Source organism: Methylobacterium ajmalii (assembly GCF_016613415.1).
Lineage (GTDB): Bacteria > Pseudomonadota > Alphaproteobacteria > Rhizobiales > Beijerinckiaceae > Methylobacterium > Methylobacterium ajmalii.
The window spans coordinates 20,542-36,716 of the sequence record NZ_JACWCT010000040.1; the positions used below are offsets into that span (position 1 = coordinate 20,542).

General features: G+C 69.1%; 12 protein-coding genes and 1 pseudogene. 8 read left to right on the forward strand and 5 right to left on the reverse strand.

Annotated features, from left to right (window positions below; genetic code table 11):
* Positions 1-78: 78 nt before the first annotated feature.
* Together HPY23_RS07650 and HPY23_RS07655 are read left to right on the forward strand one after the other, a co-directional pair.
* Positions 79-897 carry an SDR family NAD(P)-dependent oxidoreductase gene (locus HPY23_RS07650; protein WP_060848425.1) on the forward strand — a complete coding sequence of 273 codons (819 nt, stop codon included), beginning with the start codon at positions 79-81 and terminating at the stop codon, positions 895-897.
* A complete protein-coding gene (locus HPY23_RS07655) occupies positions 894-1,673 on the forward strand; it encodes a 2-keto-4-pentenoate hydratase (protein ID WP_091888819.1) in 780 nt (259 codons plus the stop codon). Before HPY23_RS07650 ends, HPY23_RS07655 begins: the two co-directional genes overlap by 4 nt.
* Positions 1,674-1,863: 190 nt before the next feature.
* Here the strand turns inward: HPY23_RS07655 and HPY23_RS07660 are convergent, their stop codons facing one another.
* Both HPY23_RS07660 and HPY23_RS07665 read right to left on the reverse strand, forming a co-directional pair.
* Positions 1,864-4,245, reverse strand: coding sequence for a methyl-accepting chemotaxis protein (locus tag HPY23_RS07660; RefSeq protein WP_091888821.1), 2,382 nt, complete (start codon positions 4,243-4,245; stop codon positions 1,864-1,866).
* A gap of 137 nt (positions 4,246-4,382) precedes the next feature.
* Positions 4,383-5,444 carry an SDR family oxidoreductase gene (locus HPY23_RS07665; RefSeq protein ID WP_091888823.1) on the reverse strand — a complete coding sequence of 354 codons (1,062 nt, stop codon included), beginning with the start codon at positions 5,442-5,444 and terminating at the stop codon, positions 4,383-4,385.
* Positions 5,445-5,634: 190 nt separating this feature from the next.
* Between HPY23_RS07665 and HPY23_RS07670 the strand changes: the two genes are divergently transcribed.
* Positions 5,635-5,862 carry a hypothetical protein gene (locus HPY23_RS07670; protein WP_060848429.1) on the forward strand — a complete coding sequence of 76 codons (228 nt, stop codon included), beginning with the start codon at positions 5,635-5,637 and terminating at the stop codon, positions 5,860-5,862.
* A gap of 57 nt (positions 5,863-5,919) precedes the next feature.
* Positions 5,920-7,899 carry a potassium transporter Kup gene (locus HPY23_RS07675; protein WP_091888824.1) on the forward strand — a complete coding sequence of 660 codons (1,980 nt, stop codon included), beginning with the start codon at positions 5,920-5,922 and terminating at the stop codon, positions 7,897-7,899.
* A gap of 13 nt (positions 7,900-7,912) precedes the next feature.
* Here HPY23_RS07675 and HPY23_RS07680 read toward each other — a convergent pair whose 3' ends face one another.
* On the reverse strand, positions 7,913-8,353 hold the full coding sequence (locus HPY23_RS07680) for a bleomycin resistance protein (protein ID WP_091888826.1): 441 nt from the start codon (positions 8,351-8,353) through the stop codon (positions 7,913-7,915).
* A 138-nt stretch (positions 8,354-8,491) separates the two neighbouring features.
* Here HPY23_RS07680 and HPY23_RS07685 point away from each other — a divergent pair, with 138 nt between their 5' ends.
* The 4 genes from HPY23_RS07685 (at position 8,492) to HPY23_RS07700 (ending at position 13,925) form a co-directional block, all read left to right on the forward strand.
* Positions 8,492-9,847 carry an NAD(P)H-dependent oxidoreductase gene (locus HPY23_RS07685; RefSeq protein WP_091888828.1) on the forward strand — a complete coding sequence of 452 codons (1,356 nt, stop codon included), beginning with the start codon at positions 8,492-8,494 and terminating at the stop codon, positions 9,845-9,847.
* 480 nt (positions 9,848-10,327) lie between these two features.
* The gene (locus tag HPY23_RS07690; protein ID WP_091888830.1) at positions 10,328-11,650 is read left to right on the forward strand and encodes an MFS transporter; all 1,323 of its coding nucleotides are present in this window, start codon (positions 10,328-10,330) and stop codon (positions 11,648-11,650) included.
* A 1,115-nt stretch (positions 11,651-12,765) separates the two neighbouring features.
* Positions 12,766-13,122, forward strand: coding sequence for a hypothetical protein (locus HPY23_RS07695; RefSeq protein ID WP_139235000.1), 357 nt, complete (start codon positions 12,766-12,768; stop codon positions 13,120-13,122).
* On the forward strand, positions 13,122-13,925 hold the full coding sequence (locus HPY23_RS07700; protein ID WP_139235001.1) for a hypothetical protein: 804 nt from the start codon (positions 13,122-13,124) through the stop codon (positions 13,923-13,925). Before HPY23_RS07695 ends, HPY23_RS07700 begins: the two co-directional genes overlap by 1 nt.
* A gap of 418 nt (positions 13,926-14,343) precedes the next feature.
* Here HPY23_RS07700 and HPY23_RS07705 read toward each other — a convergent pair whose 3' ends face one another.
* Positions 14,344-14,748: a carboxymuconolactone decarboxylase family protein gene (locus HPY23_RS07705; protein WP_091888832.1), complete on the reverse strand. Its 405-nt coding sequence runs from the start codon at positions 14,746-14,748 to the stop codon at positions 14,344-14,346.
* A 58-nt stretch (positions 14,749-14,806) separates the two neighbouring features.
* Positions 14,807-16,054: pseudogene (hydA, locus tag HPY23_RS07710) on the reverse strand (dihydropyrimidinase); the annotation flags it as partial.
* Between the last annotated feature and the right edge of the window lie 121 nt (positions 16,055-16,175).

Consider the following 16,175-nt stretch of genomic DNA (forward strand, 5'->3'; position numbering starts at 1 on the left):
CTATAGGCTGCCCGTCAACGCGCCGACAGGCGCGACGACACGAGGGCCCCCGCGCGAGGGGCACCGGGGAGGAATGCGATGGGGGAGGGCGGATACGCCCCGGGCGTGCGGCGGCTCGAGGGCAAGGTCGCGCTGCTGTTCGGCGCCGGCTCGTCCGGGCCCGGCTGGGGCAACGGCAAGGCCGCGGCGGTGACCTTCGCGCGCCACGGCGCCCGGGTGGTCTGCGTCGACCTGCGGCGCGAGGCGGCCGAGGAAACCGCCGAGATCATCCGGCGCGAGGACGGGGCCGCCACGGCCGCCGCCTGCGACGCCACCGATTCGGCCGCGGTCGCCGCCCTCGTCGCCGAGGTGATGGCCGCGCAGGGGCGCATCGACATCCTGCACAACAATGTCGGCTACGCGCAGATGGGCGGGCCGATCGAGCTGACCGAGGCCGAGTGGCACCGCGCCCTCGACCTCAACCTCACCACCTGCTTCCTCACCTGCAAGCACGTCCTGCCGCACATGCTGGCGCAGCGCGCGGGCAGCATCGTCAACATCTCCTCGACGGCGGCGATCCGCTACACCGGCTACCCTTACGCGGCCTACTACGCCGCCAAGGCGGCGGTGAACAACTTCACCCTCGGGCTGGCGCTGCAATACGCGGGCGACGGCATCCGGGTGAACGCGATCATGCCCGGGCTGATGAACACCCCGCTGATCCACCACCAGATCTCGGGCCAGTACCGGGATGCCGACGAGATGGTGCGGGCCCGCGACGCCGCCTGCCCGATGGGCCGGATGGGCACCGCCTGGGACGTCGCCAACGCGGCGCTCTTCCTCGCCTCCGACGAGGCGGCCTACATCACCGGCGTGGCCCTGCCCGTCGACGGCGGCCTGACCGGGAGGGCGGCATGACGCAACAGGCCGCCTCCGACCTGCTCTGGGACCACTGGCGCGAGGGCCGCCTCCTCGCCGCCCTGCCGCCGGACCTCGCCCCCGCCGACCGCGCCGCGGCCTACCGCATCCAGGCCCTGCTGGAGCCGCGCAGCGCCGAACCCCTCTACGGCTGGAAGATCGCCGCGACGAGCCTCGCCGGCCAGCGCCATATCGGCGCCGACGGGCCGCTCGCCGGGCGGCTCCTCGCCGAGCGGGTGCTGCCGGCGGACGCTCCCGTCCCGCTCGCCGGCAACCAGATGCGGGTGGCCGAGCCCGAGGTGGCCTTCCGCATGGGCGCCGACCTGCCGCCCCGCGCGGAGCCCTACGCCGTCGCCGAGGTGATGGCGGCGGTCGACACCGCCCATCCGGCGATCGAATTTCCGGATTCGCGCCTGGAGGCGTTCGAGCGGGCCGGGGAGGCGGCGCTGATCGCCGACAATGCCTGCGCCCACCTCTTCGTCCTCGGCCCCCCGGCGCCGGAGGGCTGGCGCGCGCTCGACCTCGCCGCGATGCCGACCCGGATCGGCGCCGAGGGGCGGGCGCCCTATGAGGGCCGCGGCGGCAACGCCCTCGACGACCCGCGCCTCGCGCTCACCTGGCTCGCCAACGCCCTGTCGGGGCAGGGGCTGAGCCTGCGCCGGGGCGAGGTCGTGACCACCGGCACCACCACGGTGCCGCTGCCGGTCGAGGCGGGGGATGTCGTGCGGGCGGAGCTGGGGAGATTGGGGGAGCTGACGGTGCGGGTCGGGGTGTAGTCTTGGGCGCGCGAGGGTTGCAGCGGTGCGCGACCCTCGATCGGTCATCCGCTGGCGCCCCGTGCCGCGCTAACATCGAACATTGTCCTCTGAAGCGATCCGAAGCCCGGCATCTATCGCAATAAAAAAAAGGGGGGATGCGGGCTTGCCCGCATCCCCCCTGCTTCATCCCCTCCGGTCAGAACCGGCCTCAGGCCGCCTTCACCCCCTTCAGGAACACCGCCACCTCCCGCTCCAGCTCGCCGGCATAGCGCCCGAGCCGATCGGCGGCGCCGAGCACCTCGGCCGCCGCCGCCCCTGTGCTGCCGGCCTCGCGCTGCACCGCGCCGATGCCGGTCGTCACGGCCTGCGTCCCTTGTGCCGCGTGCTGGACGTTGCGGGCGATCTCCTGGGTCGCCGCGCCCTGCTGGTCGACGGCGCCGGCCACGCCCTCGGCGATCTCCGACATCCGCTCGATCACGCCCGAGATCTCCCGGATCGCCTGCACGACGCCGCCGGTGGTGTCCTGGATGTGGCCGATCTGCTGGGCGATCTCCGCGGTGGCGCGGCTCGTCTGGCTGGCGAGTTCCTTGACCTCCGCCGCGACGACCGCGAAGCCGCGGCCCGCCTCGCCGGCCCGCGCCGCCTCGATGGTGGCGTTGAGCGCGAGCAGGTTGGTCTGGGAGGCGATCGAGGAGATCAGCGCCACGATGTCGCCGATCTGATCGGCGGACTTCACCAGCCGCTGCACCGTCTCGTCGGTGCGGCGCGCCTGGTCGACCGCGTCGCGGGCGATGTCGGAGGACTGGGCCACCTGGGCGGCGATGCCGCCGATCGAGACCGAGAGCTCCTCGCTCGCCGCCGCCACCATCTGGACGTTGGCGAGCGTCTGCTCGGCGGCGCCCGCCACCTCGGCGGAGCGGCCGTTGGTGGTCTCGGCGGCCTCGGTCATCGCCCGGGCGGTCGCCTCCATGCCGGTGGCGGCCTCGCCCAGCGTCTCGGTCATCGCCACCACGTTGGCCTCGAACGAGCGGGTCACGGCCTCGAGGCGCGCGGCGCGCTCGGCCTTGGCGGCGGCCTCCTCGGCGGCGGCCCGGTCGGCGTCCCGCTTGGCGAGCAGGGCCTCGCGGAACACCCGCACGGTGGCCGCCATGGCGCCGATCTCGTCGCGGCGTCCCTGCGCCGGCACCTCGGTGGCGAGGTCGCCGTCGGCGAGCTTGCGCATCGCGCCCGACAGCTGGTCGACCGGCCGGGTGATGCCGCGCCCGATCAGGAGGGCCAGCGCCGCCCCGATGGCGCAGGCCAGCGCCACGCCGCCGGCGAGCAGCCACAGCGCCCGGTCGCGCTCCGCCGCGAGCTGCGAGAGTTCGCCGGCGCCGATGCCCTCGGCGGCCGAGACCAGCTCGCCCGAGCGCCGGTCGAGGTCGGCGAGGATCGCCGCCTGCGCGGCGTTCGCCTTCACGATCTCCGGGATGCTGTCCTTGAAGCCGCGCACCTTGGCGCCGAGGTCGCGCAGGACGGCCTGGGCGGCGGCGTCGATGTCGCCGTACAGGATGGTCTCGGCGTGGTCGATGAGGGCGGCGGCGGTGGTGTCGAGGTCCTTGGCGGCCGCGGCATCCCGCGCGAGGATCAGGCGCTGCTCCAGGACCTGCGCCTCCTTGGCGGCGGTGATCGCCTTGCCGCTCGCGGTGAGCAGGCCGGTCGCGGAGGCGACCCGGTCCTGCTGGGTGCGCAGGGTGACCTGGGCGGCCGTCTGGGCGTTGTTCTGGGCCTGCTCGATCTGGCGCAGGCCGACGATCAGGCTGCCGAACAGCGGCGCGAGCTCCTCGGCGCGCTCGGCCTTGCCGCCCGGTCCCATCGGGCTTTCGATCTTGGCCTTGTACTCGTCGAGGGCCGCCAGCGCCGGCTCGACCGCCTCGGTCGAGGTCATGGCGCCGAGGCGGCGCAGCAGCACCGCGACGGAATTCACCTTCGATTGCAGCTCCAGCGCGCCGTCGTCGCCCTCGCCCGACAGGAAGCCGACCTGCAGCACCTGCATCTCGAGGGCCGAGCGGATCGCGAAGGCGACCACGACGCCGGTGCTGGTGGCGCTCTTCTGGTCGGCCAGGGCGCGGTCGAGGGCCTTGCCGGCATCCGCCAGCTGGCGCTCCTGCGCCGCGCCGATGCCGGCGGCGGTCGCCTGCAGCTCGGCGATCAGGGCGGCGTGGCGGTCCTGGAGCGAGCGCGTCTCGGCCTTCTGGCTGCCGAAGGCCTTAATGGCGGCCTCGAACCCGTCGAGGGCCGTGCCGATGCCGGCGGCGGAGGCGGCCGCCTTCGGATCGTCCGCAAGGCGGCCCGCGAAGGCGACCGCGCGCTCCCGTACCCGCGCGATCGCGGCCCGCAGGGTCTCCTCCCGGCGCGTGTCCTCGCTCTTCAGGGCCCGGTCGGTGGCCAGCGCGAGATCGCCGATCTCGCTCGCCAGCATCTGGGCGGCATTGGCCGTATCGACCCGCCGGGCGAAGCCCGTCAGGGTGTGCCAGCCGGTCGCCGCAACCGCGACCGTCAGCAGGAGGATGAGGCCGAATCCCCCGAATACGCGCGCCCTGATGGACATTCTTTTGTATCTCCACGTCGTGGAGACGCTAACTGGGAGTCCTGAAGCAATCCCTACTATACGGTCGCAACCAGGGATTGATCCAGCGGTTCCCGATTTGTCGTCGCCCGGCCGCGGCGCGGCGGGGCGACGGTGTGTTAGGGTATCAGGCGGTCGGCCCGCAGGCGGCCGAACAGGTCGCGGAAGGCGTCGTCGGTGGGCTGGTAGTCGAGGAAGCCGAGGCGGCGGCTCTTGCCCATGTCGGTGACGACCTCGATCGGCCGGCCGAGATCCGCGTCGGTGTGCCAGGGCGAGGCGAGACGCTCGAGCCGCGGCTCGGCGAGGCCGTGCCTCTCCGCGATCTTCGCCCAGAGCGGGGCGTCGCCCTCCATCTGCCGCTCCAGCGGCCGGACCGTCCCGTCGAAGGGCGCGGGCTCGATCCCGAACCAGGCGGCGATCCGGCCCCACATCCAGCTCCAGCGGAAGACGTCGCCGTTCACCACGTTGAAGTCCTGGTTCCGCGCCTGCGGCGCCGTCGAGGCCCAGAGCAGGTGGCGGGCGAGAAGCCGCGCGTCGGTCATGTCGGTCAGGCCGTTCCACTGCATGGCCGAGCCGGGGAAGCGGAACGGCCGCCCGGTCTCGCGGCAGAGCGTGGCGTAGACGGCGAGCGTGGTGCCCATGTTCATCGCGTTGCCGACCGCCTTGCCGATGATCGTGTGCGGGCGATGCACGCTCCATGAGAACCCGTCGCGCCCGGCCGCGGCGAAGACCTCGTCCTCCTGCGCGTAGTAGAAGTTCTCGACCGGCAGCCGTCCCTGCTCCTCGCGGAACGGGGTCTGGGGCACCGCGCCCTTCCCGTAGGCCTCGAACGGCCCGAGATAGTGCTTGAGGCCGGTCACCAGGGCGGCGTGGCGCAGGGTGCCGGCCGGCCGCAGGGCGTCGAGGAGGTTGCGCACCATCGCGCCGTTGACCCGGATCATCTCGGCCTCGGTCGGCCGGCGCATCCAGGTCGACAGCACCAGGCGGGTCGGGCGGTGCGGGGCGAGCGCCGCCCGCAGGCTCTCCGGGTCCTGCAGGTCGGCGACCACGGGCGTCACGCCCTTCTGCGCGCTCGGGCTGCGGGCCAGCCCCAGCACCGTCCAGCCGGCCTCGCGCATCACCGCCGCGGCAGCGCTGCCGACGATGCCGCTGGCGCCGGCGATCAGCACGGTTTCCGTCATGTCCACGTCCTTTGTGAGAGCTTTCTCGCCGGGACAACGCGGGCGGGGCGGATGGGTCCCTTCGGGCCGTCCGGCCGGTAGCGCTCCCATCAATGGCGGTGGCCGGGGAACGGACCGCTCGAATGCGAGCGATGTCCTGAACCATGTCGCCATGCATCCGCAGTACGCTTCCGGCCTCGGGAGACTTCCGATGAACGACGCCCTCCGTACCGCGACCTCCGGCCTCCTGGCCGCATCCCGCCGGTTCGACATGGCCGCCGGGCGCCTCGCCCGGGCCGGGACCAGCCTTGAACCGGCCGGAAACGACCTCGCCACCGCCGCCGACTTGGTAGGCGCTCGCATGCAGGTCCGCCTCAACGCCGCGACCTTGAGGGCTGCCGACGACGTCGCGCGCCGCCTTCTCGACGTGAGGGCATAACTTCCTCGCCTAAGCCGCGGAGGGGGTGGAGCCCCGCGCCCCGATCCGCGTTCCTCGATGCGGCAGCGGGGCCCGGGGCGCCCGGGCGTGCCGGCGGAGGCGCCCGTGGGTCAGCTCGTCACGGCGGATGAAGACACCGCATCGAAGCCGGCGGCGCAGGAGCCGGCCGGGCGCCTGAAGCCCGCCCTGGTGCTCGGCGCCCTCGGGGTCGTCTACGGCGATATCGGCACGAGCCCGCTCTACGCCTTCAAGGAGGCGGTCCGGGCGGCCGGCCACGGCCAGGCCGAGCCCGCCGCGGTGGTCGGCGCGGTGTCGCTGATCCTCTGGGCGCTCCTCGTCGTCGTGTCGCTCAAGTACGCGGTGCTGATCCTGCGCGCCGACAACCACGGCGAGGGCGGCATCGTGGCGATGCTGGCGCTGCTGGGCGCCCGCCACGCCGAGCCGCGCAGCCGGGCCGGGCTCCTCCTGGTCGTCGGCCTCGTCGGCGCCGCGCTGCTCTACGGCGACGGCGCGATCACCCCGGCGATCTCGGTGCTCAGCGCCGTCGAGGGGCTGAAGGTCGAGGCGCCGGGCCTCGCCCGCGCGGTGGTGCCGATCACCCTCGTCATCCTGGTCGGGCTCTTCGTGATCCAGAGCAAGGGCGCGGCCTTCATCGGGCGGATCTTCGGGCCGGTGATGCTGGTCTGGTTCGCGGTCCTGGCGCTGCTCGGCATCGGCGGCATCCTCCACGCGCCGCAGATCCTCGCGGCGCTCAATCCGCTCAAGGCGGTCGAGTTCCTGACCCATGCGGGCTGGCACGTCAGCTTCGCGATGATCGGCGCCGCCTTCCTGGCGGTCACCGGCGGCGAGGCGATGTATGCCGATCTCGGCCATTTCGGCGCCCGGCCGATCCGGCTCGCCTGGTTCGGCCTGGTGCTGCCGGCGCTGGTGATCAACTATTTCGGGCAGGGCGCCGTGCTGCTGGCCGAGCCCGACGCGATCGAGAATCCGTTCTACCACCTCGCCCCCGACTGGGCGCACTACCCCCTGATCGGGCTGGCGACGCTCGCCACCGTCATCGCCTCGCAGGCGATCATCTCGGGCGTGTTCTCGCTGACCCAGCAGGCGATCCAGCTCGGCTTCCTGCCCTTCATCCGCATCGTCCACACCGCCCGCGACGCGCAGGGCCAGATCTACGTGCCGGCGGTGAACTGGCTCCTCGCCGCCGCCACCCTGAGCGCCGTCCTGATCTTCGAGACCTCGGACGCGCTCGCCGGCGCCTACGGCATCGCGGTCTCGCTGCTGATGGCGATCACGACGCTGCTCGCCGCCCTCATCGCCCGGCGCTGGGGCTTCAACCCGCTGCTGGTGCTCGCGGTCAACGGCGTGTTCCTGCTGATCGACCTCGTGTTCCTGGCCGCCAACAGCGTGAAGGTGTTCGAGGGCGGCTGGTACCCGCTCGTGCTCACCGCCATCGTCGCCGTGACGATGCTGACCTGGCTCCAGGGCACGCGGCTGATCGAGGCCCACCGGGTCGGCGCCCGCCAGGACGAGGGCGCGTTCCTGGCCGCCCTGCAGGCGCAGCCGCCGATCCGCCTGCCCGGGGCGGGGGCGTTCCTGTCGGCGGCGACCAAGGGCATCCCGCTCCACATGACCCGGTTCCTGGAGCGCAGCCACGCCCTGCCGGCCCGCTGCACCATCGTCACCGCGCTCTACGAGGAGATGCCGGTGGTGCCGGAATCCGAGCGCGCCGAGGTGACCCGGATCGCCCCCGACCTCTACCGCGTCACGCTCCGCTACGGCTTCATGGAGGACGCCTCGATCCCCGACGGCCTCGCCTGCGCGGTCGCCCATCGCGGCCTGCCGGCCGACTTCGTCGAGGACGTCACGGTCTTCGTCGGCCACGAGACGGTCATCCCCAAGCGCGACCACCGCGGCATGGCGGCATGGCGCGAGACCCTGTTCGCCTTCATGATGCGCAACGGCGAGCGCACCGGCGCCTTCTTCTGCGTGCCGGCCCGGCAGGTGGTGGAGGTGGGGACGGAGATCGAGATCTGACGCGGATCCGGGGTCAAGGCGCCCGCCCGCTCGCGGGCCGCTCCCCGAGCTTTGCACCGAGGCGCAGTAGGTAGCCGTCCGGGTCCTGCACCAGGAACTGGCGCTGGCCGACCTCGATCGCGCCGGCCCGGTGCCACTTGTCCTCGACCGCCATGAAGAGCGGCCAGCCCGCCGCCTCCAGCCGGTCCAGGATCGGCTCCACCGCCGGGACGCCGATCTCGAAATTGATGCCCCGGCCCAGAGGCGCTTCCAGCGACCCGGTCTCCCATTGCCGCGATGCGGGATTGCGCGTCTCCAGCATCACCTGCGCCCCGTCGAGATCGAGATAGGCGAAGCCGTCCTCCGGCCGGTCGTAGGCGACGCGGAAGCCGATCAGGTCGACCCAGAAGCGCAGGCTCGCCGCGAGGTCGGCGATCAGGAGCTCCGGGGTCAGCCGCGCGAAGGTGAAGGCCATGTCCGTACCCCATCCCCGCCCGGCCATCCGCGCCGGTTGACCTCATGCTGCCGATCCGTGACGCTTGCCGCAACGGCGCCCGCAACGTGCGCCGAGGGAAACGCCGAGGGCGGCCGGCGGCCGCCCGGGGGAGGGGACATGAGCCTGTACCACAAGCTCGCCGCGCGGGCGGAAGCCGGGAATCCGGTGCGGATCGGGGTGATCGGGGCCGGCAAGTTCGGCTCGATGTTCCTGTCGCAGGCGCCGCGCACGCCGGGGCTGCACGTCGTCGGGATCGCCGATCTCGATCCGCAGCGGGCGCGGTCCGCGCTCGCCCGGGTCGACTGGCCGGCGGAGCGCTACGGCGCGAGGAGCGTCGCCGAGGCGCTGCGCGAGAGCACGACCTTTATCACCGACGACGCGGAAGGGCTGATCGCGTCCGACGGGATCGAGGTGATCGTCGAGGCGACCGGGCATCCGGGCGCCGGCATCCGCCACGCGCTCGCCTGCTGCCGGCACAAGCGCCACATCGTGATGGTCAACGTCGAGGCCGACGCTTTGGCCGGCCCGCTCATCGCCCGCCGGGCGGCGGAGGCCGGGATCGTCTATTCCTTCGCCTATGGCGACCAGCCGGCGCTCATCGCCGAGATCGTCGACTGGGCCCGCACGGCGGGGTTTCGCGTGGTCTGCGCCGGCAAGGGCACCAAGTACCTGCCGGTCTACCACGCCTCGACCCCCGACACGGTGTGGGGCCATTACGGCTTCACCGAGGAGCAGGTCGCGGGCGGCGACTTCAACCCGCAGATGTTCAACTCCTTCCTCGACGGCACCAAGTCGGCGTTGGAGATGGCGGCGGTGGCCAATGCCTGCGAGCTGACGCCGCCGCCCGCCGGCCTCGCCTTCCCGGCTTGCGGCGTCGACGACCTGCCGACCCTGCTGCGCCCGCGATCGGCCGGCGGCATCCTGCCGGTGGACGGGACCGTCGAGGTGGTGTCGTCGCTCGAGCGCGACGGCCGCCCGGTCTTCCGCGACCTGCGCTGGGGCGTCTACGCCACCTTCGAGGCGCCGTCCGACTACGTCCGCAAGTGCTTTGCGGAGTACGGCCTGAAGACCGACCCGAGCGGGCGCTACAGCGCGATGTACAAGCCCTACCACCTGATCGGGCTCGAGCTCGGCCTGTCGGTCGCCAGCATCGCGGTCCGGGCCGAGCCCACCGGCACCACGCGGGGTTTTTCCGGCGACGTGGTGGCGACCGCCAAGCGCGACCTGAAGGCCGGCGAGCGCCTGGACGGGGAGGGGGGCTACACCGTCTACGGCCGGCTGATGCCGGCGCGGGACTCGCTCGCGGCCGGCGGCTTGCCGATCGGGCTGGCGCACGGCCTCACCCTCACCCGCCCGGTCGCCGCCGGGCAGCCGGTCGCTTGGGACGACGTGTCGTTCTCGGGAGACGACCCGGCGATCCGGTTCCGGCGGGAGATGGAAGACGTGTTTCGCGGGGAGGCCGGCGCGGCCTGACCCCGGAGCATTCTCTGACGAAGTGGATGCCGGGTGGTCGTAGAAAATTTGGCGTACGACCCAAGTTCGCTGGGCTCGTCCTATCTGCAACCTCATCCTGAGGTGTCAGTCCATCCTTCATGGACTGACCTCGAAGGAGGGCTCCAGTCAGCTCTGAGACTTCTGGAACCCTCCTTCGAGGTCAGCCGATTTTCAATCGGCTAACGCCTCAGGATGAGGTCGTGGGCGGGAAGGGGCGGCGACTCTCTGGGCAGCTTCTTCGCGTACCGTGTGCGATGCGATCGTGACGCTCTCTCGCGTCATTCCTCTTGGGAATGGTTCCGTTCCCGAACGGTCTTGGAGACGGGCCCGTCCCGTCTCCAGGGTCGGCGAAACGACGACAGGCGGGAGGACGGCCGGGGCTTGACCCTGGCCCGGCGCTACGCCGGGAGCGCACGGCTCCCGCGTGAAGAAGCCTGCGCAACGTCCGGAGGAGCGACCATGACGACCACCATTCTCGACGAGGCCCGAGCCGAGACGCCACCCGCCCGCGTGACGGACGAGGCGGCGCGCCGGCGCGGCGTCGTCGCCGCGGTGATCGGCAACACCCTCGAATTCTACGACTTCACCACCTACGCGTTCTTCGCCGTCGCGATCGGCCGGACCTTCTTCCCGGCCGGCGATGCCTGGGTCAGCCTGCTCGCCTCGGTGGCGACCTTCGGCATCGGCTTCGTCACCCGGCCGATCGGCGGCGTCGTCATCGGCGCCTATGCCGACCGGGCCGGCCGCAAGCCCGCCATGATGCTGACCATCGCCCTGATGGCGGTCGGCATGCTGATGCTGGCCCTGACGCCCGGTTACGCGACGATCGGCATGGCCGCGCCGATCCTGGTGGTGATCGGGCGCCTGATCCAGGGCTTCGCGCTCGGCGGCGAGGTTGGCCCCTCCACCGCCTACCTCATCGAGAGCGCGCCTGCGGGCCGGCGCGGCCTCTATGCCAGCTGGCAGATCGCCAGCCAGGGCCTCGCGACGCTCTGCGCCGGCACGGTCGGCGTGCTGCTGTCGCTGGGCCTGAGCCCCGACCAGATGCAGGACTGGGGCTGGCGGATCCCGTTTCTCCTCGGCCTGCTCATCATCCCGGTCGGACTCTACATCCGGCGCGCCATGCCCGAGACCGCCGGCGAGAGCGCCGGCCCCGCCGAGGCGACCACCGGCGCGGTGCTCGTGCGGCTGCTGCAGAACCACGGCCGCATCCTGGCGCTGGTCGTGCCGATCCTGCTCTGCGGCACGGTCTCGACCTATGTCGGCAACTACATGACCACCTACGCGATCACGACGCTGAAGCTGCCGGCGGGCCTCTCCATCGCCGCGACGGCGGTGGTGGGCGCCTGCATCCTGGTCTTCTCGGTGGTGGCGGGCCTCCTCTGCGACCGCTACGGCCGGCGCCGGGTGATGATCGTGCCGCGGGTCCTGCTGCTCGTCGCCGCCTATCCTGCCTTCCTGCTGATGACACGGGTGCCCGGCCCGGCGACGCTGCTCGGCATGTCGGCGCTGCTGGCAGCCCTCAGCGCCATGAGCGCCGCCGCGAGCCTGGTGGCGATCCCCGAACTGCTGCCGCGCAGCGTGCGCAGCGCCGGCCTCTCGGTGGCCTACGCCTTCGTCGTCACGGTGTTCGGCGGCACGACGCAGCTGGTAGTGACCTGGCTCATCGGTGTCACCGGCGATCCCCTCGCGCCGGCCTGGTACGTCATCGCGACGAGCGTGGTGGGCGTCGCCGCGATGCTCGCCACGCCCGAGACGAAGGCGATGGCGCTCGCCGCGTAGGCTGGGGTGGGGCGGCCCGGGGCCGCATTCGGCCGCTCGCGGCCATTCGGGATGTCACGCTCAGGTGTCGGAAAACAGGTGTTTTTCGACAATCAGGATGACCGGCAAGGGAACCCTGCTGTCTGATCTGGATGGCTGGAGGAAGGGCGCGAACCCCGCCGGCCTGAGGGCTTGGCGGAGTGTGTCGTGTCCACACGACTTGGAGCTGATACGCGACGCCGCTCGCTGGCCAAATGACGGGGCGTGGTTACCATCCTCCCAACGAGCCGGCTAGACGGTCCTTCATTGTCGGGTTGACCGTGACGGGCGGCTGCTTTCGAACCTTCGCGGACCGTGAGAGCGTCCGCTTGCCGGGTGTTTTGATCAACCCCAAAAGACTGAAGGTAGCCGAAAACCGTCGATCTGCTTTTGTAAGAAATATACTTACGAGCGGGTACGGATCAAAAGCCAAATCTGCATCGACCGCCGCTTGCGCTTTCACGCTCAGGCTGCCTAACCTCTCAACCTAGATAAATCAGAGCGCCCGTTACTGAGAGCCGCAAATCGCCTCAAGCTATATGACAAAGCACAATCGAGCCGACAGGGCGCCGGTTGGTATCCCCGATGAAACCCTTCGAGAATATCCGGCGAAAGAGATGCTTGATGCTGCATAGATATTTCGGCAGGGACTGGTTTCCCCAGAACGGAATGACGTCTACGCTACTAATGCTTGGCATCGTCTGCAATGGTCTCTAGACCGTCAACTCGGCCCGATGCTTCAGACAAAGATATGCGCTTTCGATATCATGCGAATAGTGGACCGTCGAGTATTTGATGTTCAAGTGAGCTAATTCAAACGTGCGGATCCGTCTTATGTGGGTATTCCTGATCAACGCTGCCAAAATCGCGATCGCTGATGAAATTCAAGAGCATGCGAATAAATATATTTTAGCAAAATAAATTATCCAAGAAGCCGGAACGATCGGTAAGGCGCCGACTGTGTTAATAAAGTCACTATCACCAATTTTGCGTTGGCGTCCGGTTGATATAATTTCCAAAATTTGATGAGTTCGATTTGTCGCTACAACAAGGGTCCGACCATGCTCCTTGTGTACATTGACTTACTCGAGAGATTGTTGAGCTATCTCAGGCCTTTCGCTGAGAAAAAGGAGGTGGCGGCGCCGCCACCTTCGCCGCCGCCAGCGGCAGAATTCGCTAGTGACTTAGCGACTGTGCAGAGTAATGTTGCAACGGATTTTGTATTAAATAATCTAATCGATCCTCAGCAAGCCAGCCGGGATCAACAGCTAGAGAATTATGTCGACGATCTCGTAAATAGCAAAAGAAATAGGGGCGTAAAAATTCCTGGAAAGATTTATAGAATTGGTGGTAGGATCCTAGTTTACGGCCCAGTTCGCCTAACTAACGTATTGTGGGGAGAGGTATTCGACGAGTTTGGAACAGATTATCAGATTGACAAGGTGGGAGGCTGATGATGATCCTTCCAAATTTACCAAAGAAGCTTGTTATAGCTGGTTCTATCCTGATCGTGTGCCCATGGATGGCGGGCTGTGTGGATACAGTGCCAGCCTTCGACGTTCCGTATAATCGCATCTCAGAAACGGAGACGGCTCCCACTGTCGCCTCGATAGTGCAGCGTATCCGCTGCGAACTGATCGAAGTTGCTGGTGATTTTGCAGCCGAGCAGGATAGAATTAAGATCATTGAGCAAGATATTCAAGCGGTCGTTGAGTTGAGCCTGTCCGTGACGCAGGACGGCAAGTTGGCGCCCTCATTCTCCTTCATCCAGAACCCGCTTACATTCGCGACGGGCTTTTCCTACGAACGCACACGCGTGCAAAACTTCACGACATATCTCACCTTTTCACTTGCTGAGTTGAGCCAATCAATCCGAAATAAAAGATGCGATCTTCCAGCTGATACAAATTTGGCAGGAAATCTCGGCATAAAGCAAATATTTGCGATGTCGAATACATCTGGGCCATTCAAGCGATGGGATCAAACTGGATCCAATGGGGTCTTCGGCGGATCCGTCTCATTCACCGTCGAAACTCAGCTGGCTGCGACAGGACCGACCTGGAAGCTGACGACCTTCGAGGGGCCGGGTTCGTTGCTCAGCGCGTCGAACAAGAATGTCGATACGCTCACCTTCGGCTTCGTCAGAGGACCGAAAGCGGGCCGCGCCAACGCGCAGATCGAAGCCTTCAGTGTCATCGCTAGCGTCCGGCAAAACCAGATCGCCAATTCCTTGCAGATCCTGGCGAACGGCCGCTGAGCGGGATGGGCTATTCCACACTGGCGAGCCATTGGCATATCGCCGTTGGCTCACCTGATCTGCGGCAACTGAGCTGCCCTGTAGCCCATCGTGCGAGTCACTCGAGAGGCGCGCCATGAAAGCTGAACGTCGGGTTTCGGGTAGCAGCCCAAGACCTGCGCACCACTCCGGACGGCCATCCGGCATTTCAGACTCGGCTGTACGGAAAACATGTGCTTGACGGCGGGGTGCCGGCCAGCCGGCCAGCCGACCGATCTCCGCCGTGGAATGCGCACGACAAACCCTGTCGGAGTGATGCCGTAGACGGAAACCGGGATTGGAAGGTTTTCCGCACATGCCGGTCGGGGCCATGCGGGCGTCGACCATCGGTCTCCACCCTCTGAAGCCGCTCACACGGTCGCGCCAACCATGGTTCGCCCTACACCTCGAACTCCCGGTCCACCGGCACCTGCATGCCGGTGACGAGCACGTTCGTGGTGTTCGCCATCCCGATCACCGCCAGCAGCTCGCCGTGCTGCGCCTCGGTCATGCCCTTGGCTCGCGCCGCGGCGGTGTGGGAGTGGATGCAGTAGCTGCAGCCGTTGGCGGTCGAGACCGCGATGTAGATCAGCTCCTTGGTCAGCGGGTCGAGGGCGCCGTCGGCGGCCATCACCTGCTTGAGGTCGGCCCAGGTCCGCTCCAGCACCGTCGGCTGGTTGGCGAGCGCGCGCCAGAAATTGTTGATGAAATCCGAGCGGCGCAAAGCCCGGATGTCGTCGAACACCGCCTTGACGCGGGGATGGCCCTCGGCCTCCGCGTCGCTCCACAGTCTCACGGTCGCCATGCCGGTTCTCCCGAGGAAACCGGCATGGTCGGTGAGGGCGCGGCCGACGTCCAGGGCGTCAGCGCCGGGCCGCCGCGTCGAACCCGTCCGGCACCCGGCCCGACGGCGTGGCGAGCGCGTAGGGGCCGCGGGCGAGGAACCGGCCCGAGCCCGGCTCGGCCAGCACCTGTCCGTCGCGCACCGCGATCTCGCCGCGCCGGATCGTCATCGTGGGCAGGCCCTTCAGGCGCATCCCCTCCCAGGGGGTGTAGTCGATCGCGTGGTGCAGGTCCGAATTGGTCAGCGCCCGCTCGGCGTCCGGGTTCCACAGCACGAGGTCGGCATCGGCGCCGGGCGCCAGCGTCCCTTTCCGGCCGGCGAGCCCGAACAGGCGGGCGGCGTTGGTCGAGGTCAGGCGCACGAAGGTCGGCAGGTCGATCCGCCCAGTCGACACGCCTTCGGAGAAGAGCACCGGCAGCCGGGTCTCGATCCCCGGCACGCCGTTCGGGATCGCGTTGAACGCCGGCATCCCGTCGGGCCGGGCCTTCGCGCCGCCCTGGCCGTAGCCGCTGCTGCCGGGATCGCGCTTGGCGGTGGCGAAGGAGAAGCCGCAATGGTCGGAGGAGACGACGTCGAGCGTCCCCTCGCGGATCCGGGCCCAGATCCGCTCAGATTCGCCGGGCGCGCGCAGGGCCGGCGAGCACACCACCTTTGCGCCCTCGAAATCGGGCTTGGCCAGGTCGTCGGTCGAGAGGGTCAGGTATTGCGGGCAGGTCTCGCCCCAGACCTTGACGCCGCGGGCCCGGGCCCGGGCGATTTCTTCGGCCGCCTCGTCGCAGGAGACGTGGAAGACCTGGATCGGCTGGTCGACGAGTTCGGCGAGCGCGATGGCCCGGTGCGTCGCCTCGCGCTCGACCACCGGCGGCCGGGCCCAGGCGTGCTGGAGCGGGTCGGTGAGGCCGGCTTCCAGCAGCGCGCGGATGCGCCAGCCGATGGCGTCGTAGTTCTCGCAATGCACCGTCACGAAGGCGCCTAAGCGCCGGGCGGTCGCCAGCACCTCCAGGAACTGCCCGTCGGTGAGCCGCAGGGGATCGTAGGTCAGGAAGACCTTGAGGCTGCGGATGCCGCGGGCCACCAGCGCCGGCACCTCCCGCTCCAGCACGTCGGGCGTCGGGTCGGTGATGATCTGATGGAAGCTGTAATCGGCCCGCGAGGCCCGCGCCCGGGCCTCGTAGCCGGCCGCGGTGGCGGCGATCGGGTGCCCCTTCCATTGCGGCACGAAGCAGATGAAAGAGGTGGTGCCGCCAGCCAGCGCCGCGGCCGAGCCGCTCGAAAAACTGGTTCTTCGTCATTCGGGGTTGATAGGGGCTCACAGTAGCCCCGCCTCCAAATCGGCCTCCAGGGTTGATAGCGGCATCCCGTAGTACCGCCAGGGGCCGTAGATCGGC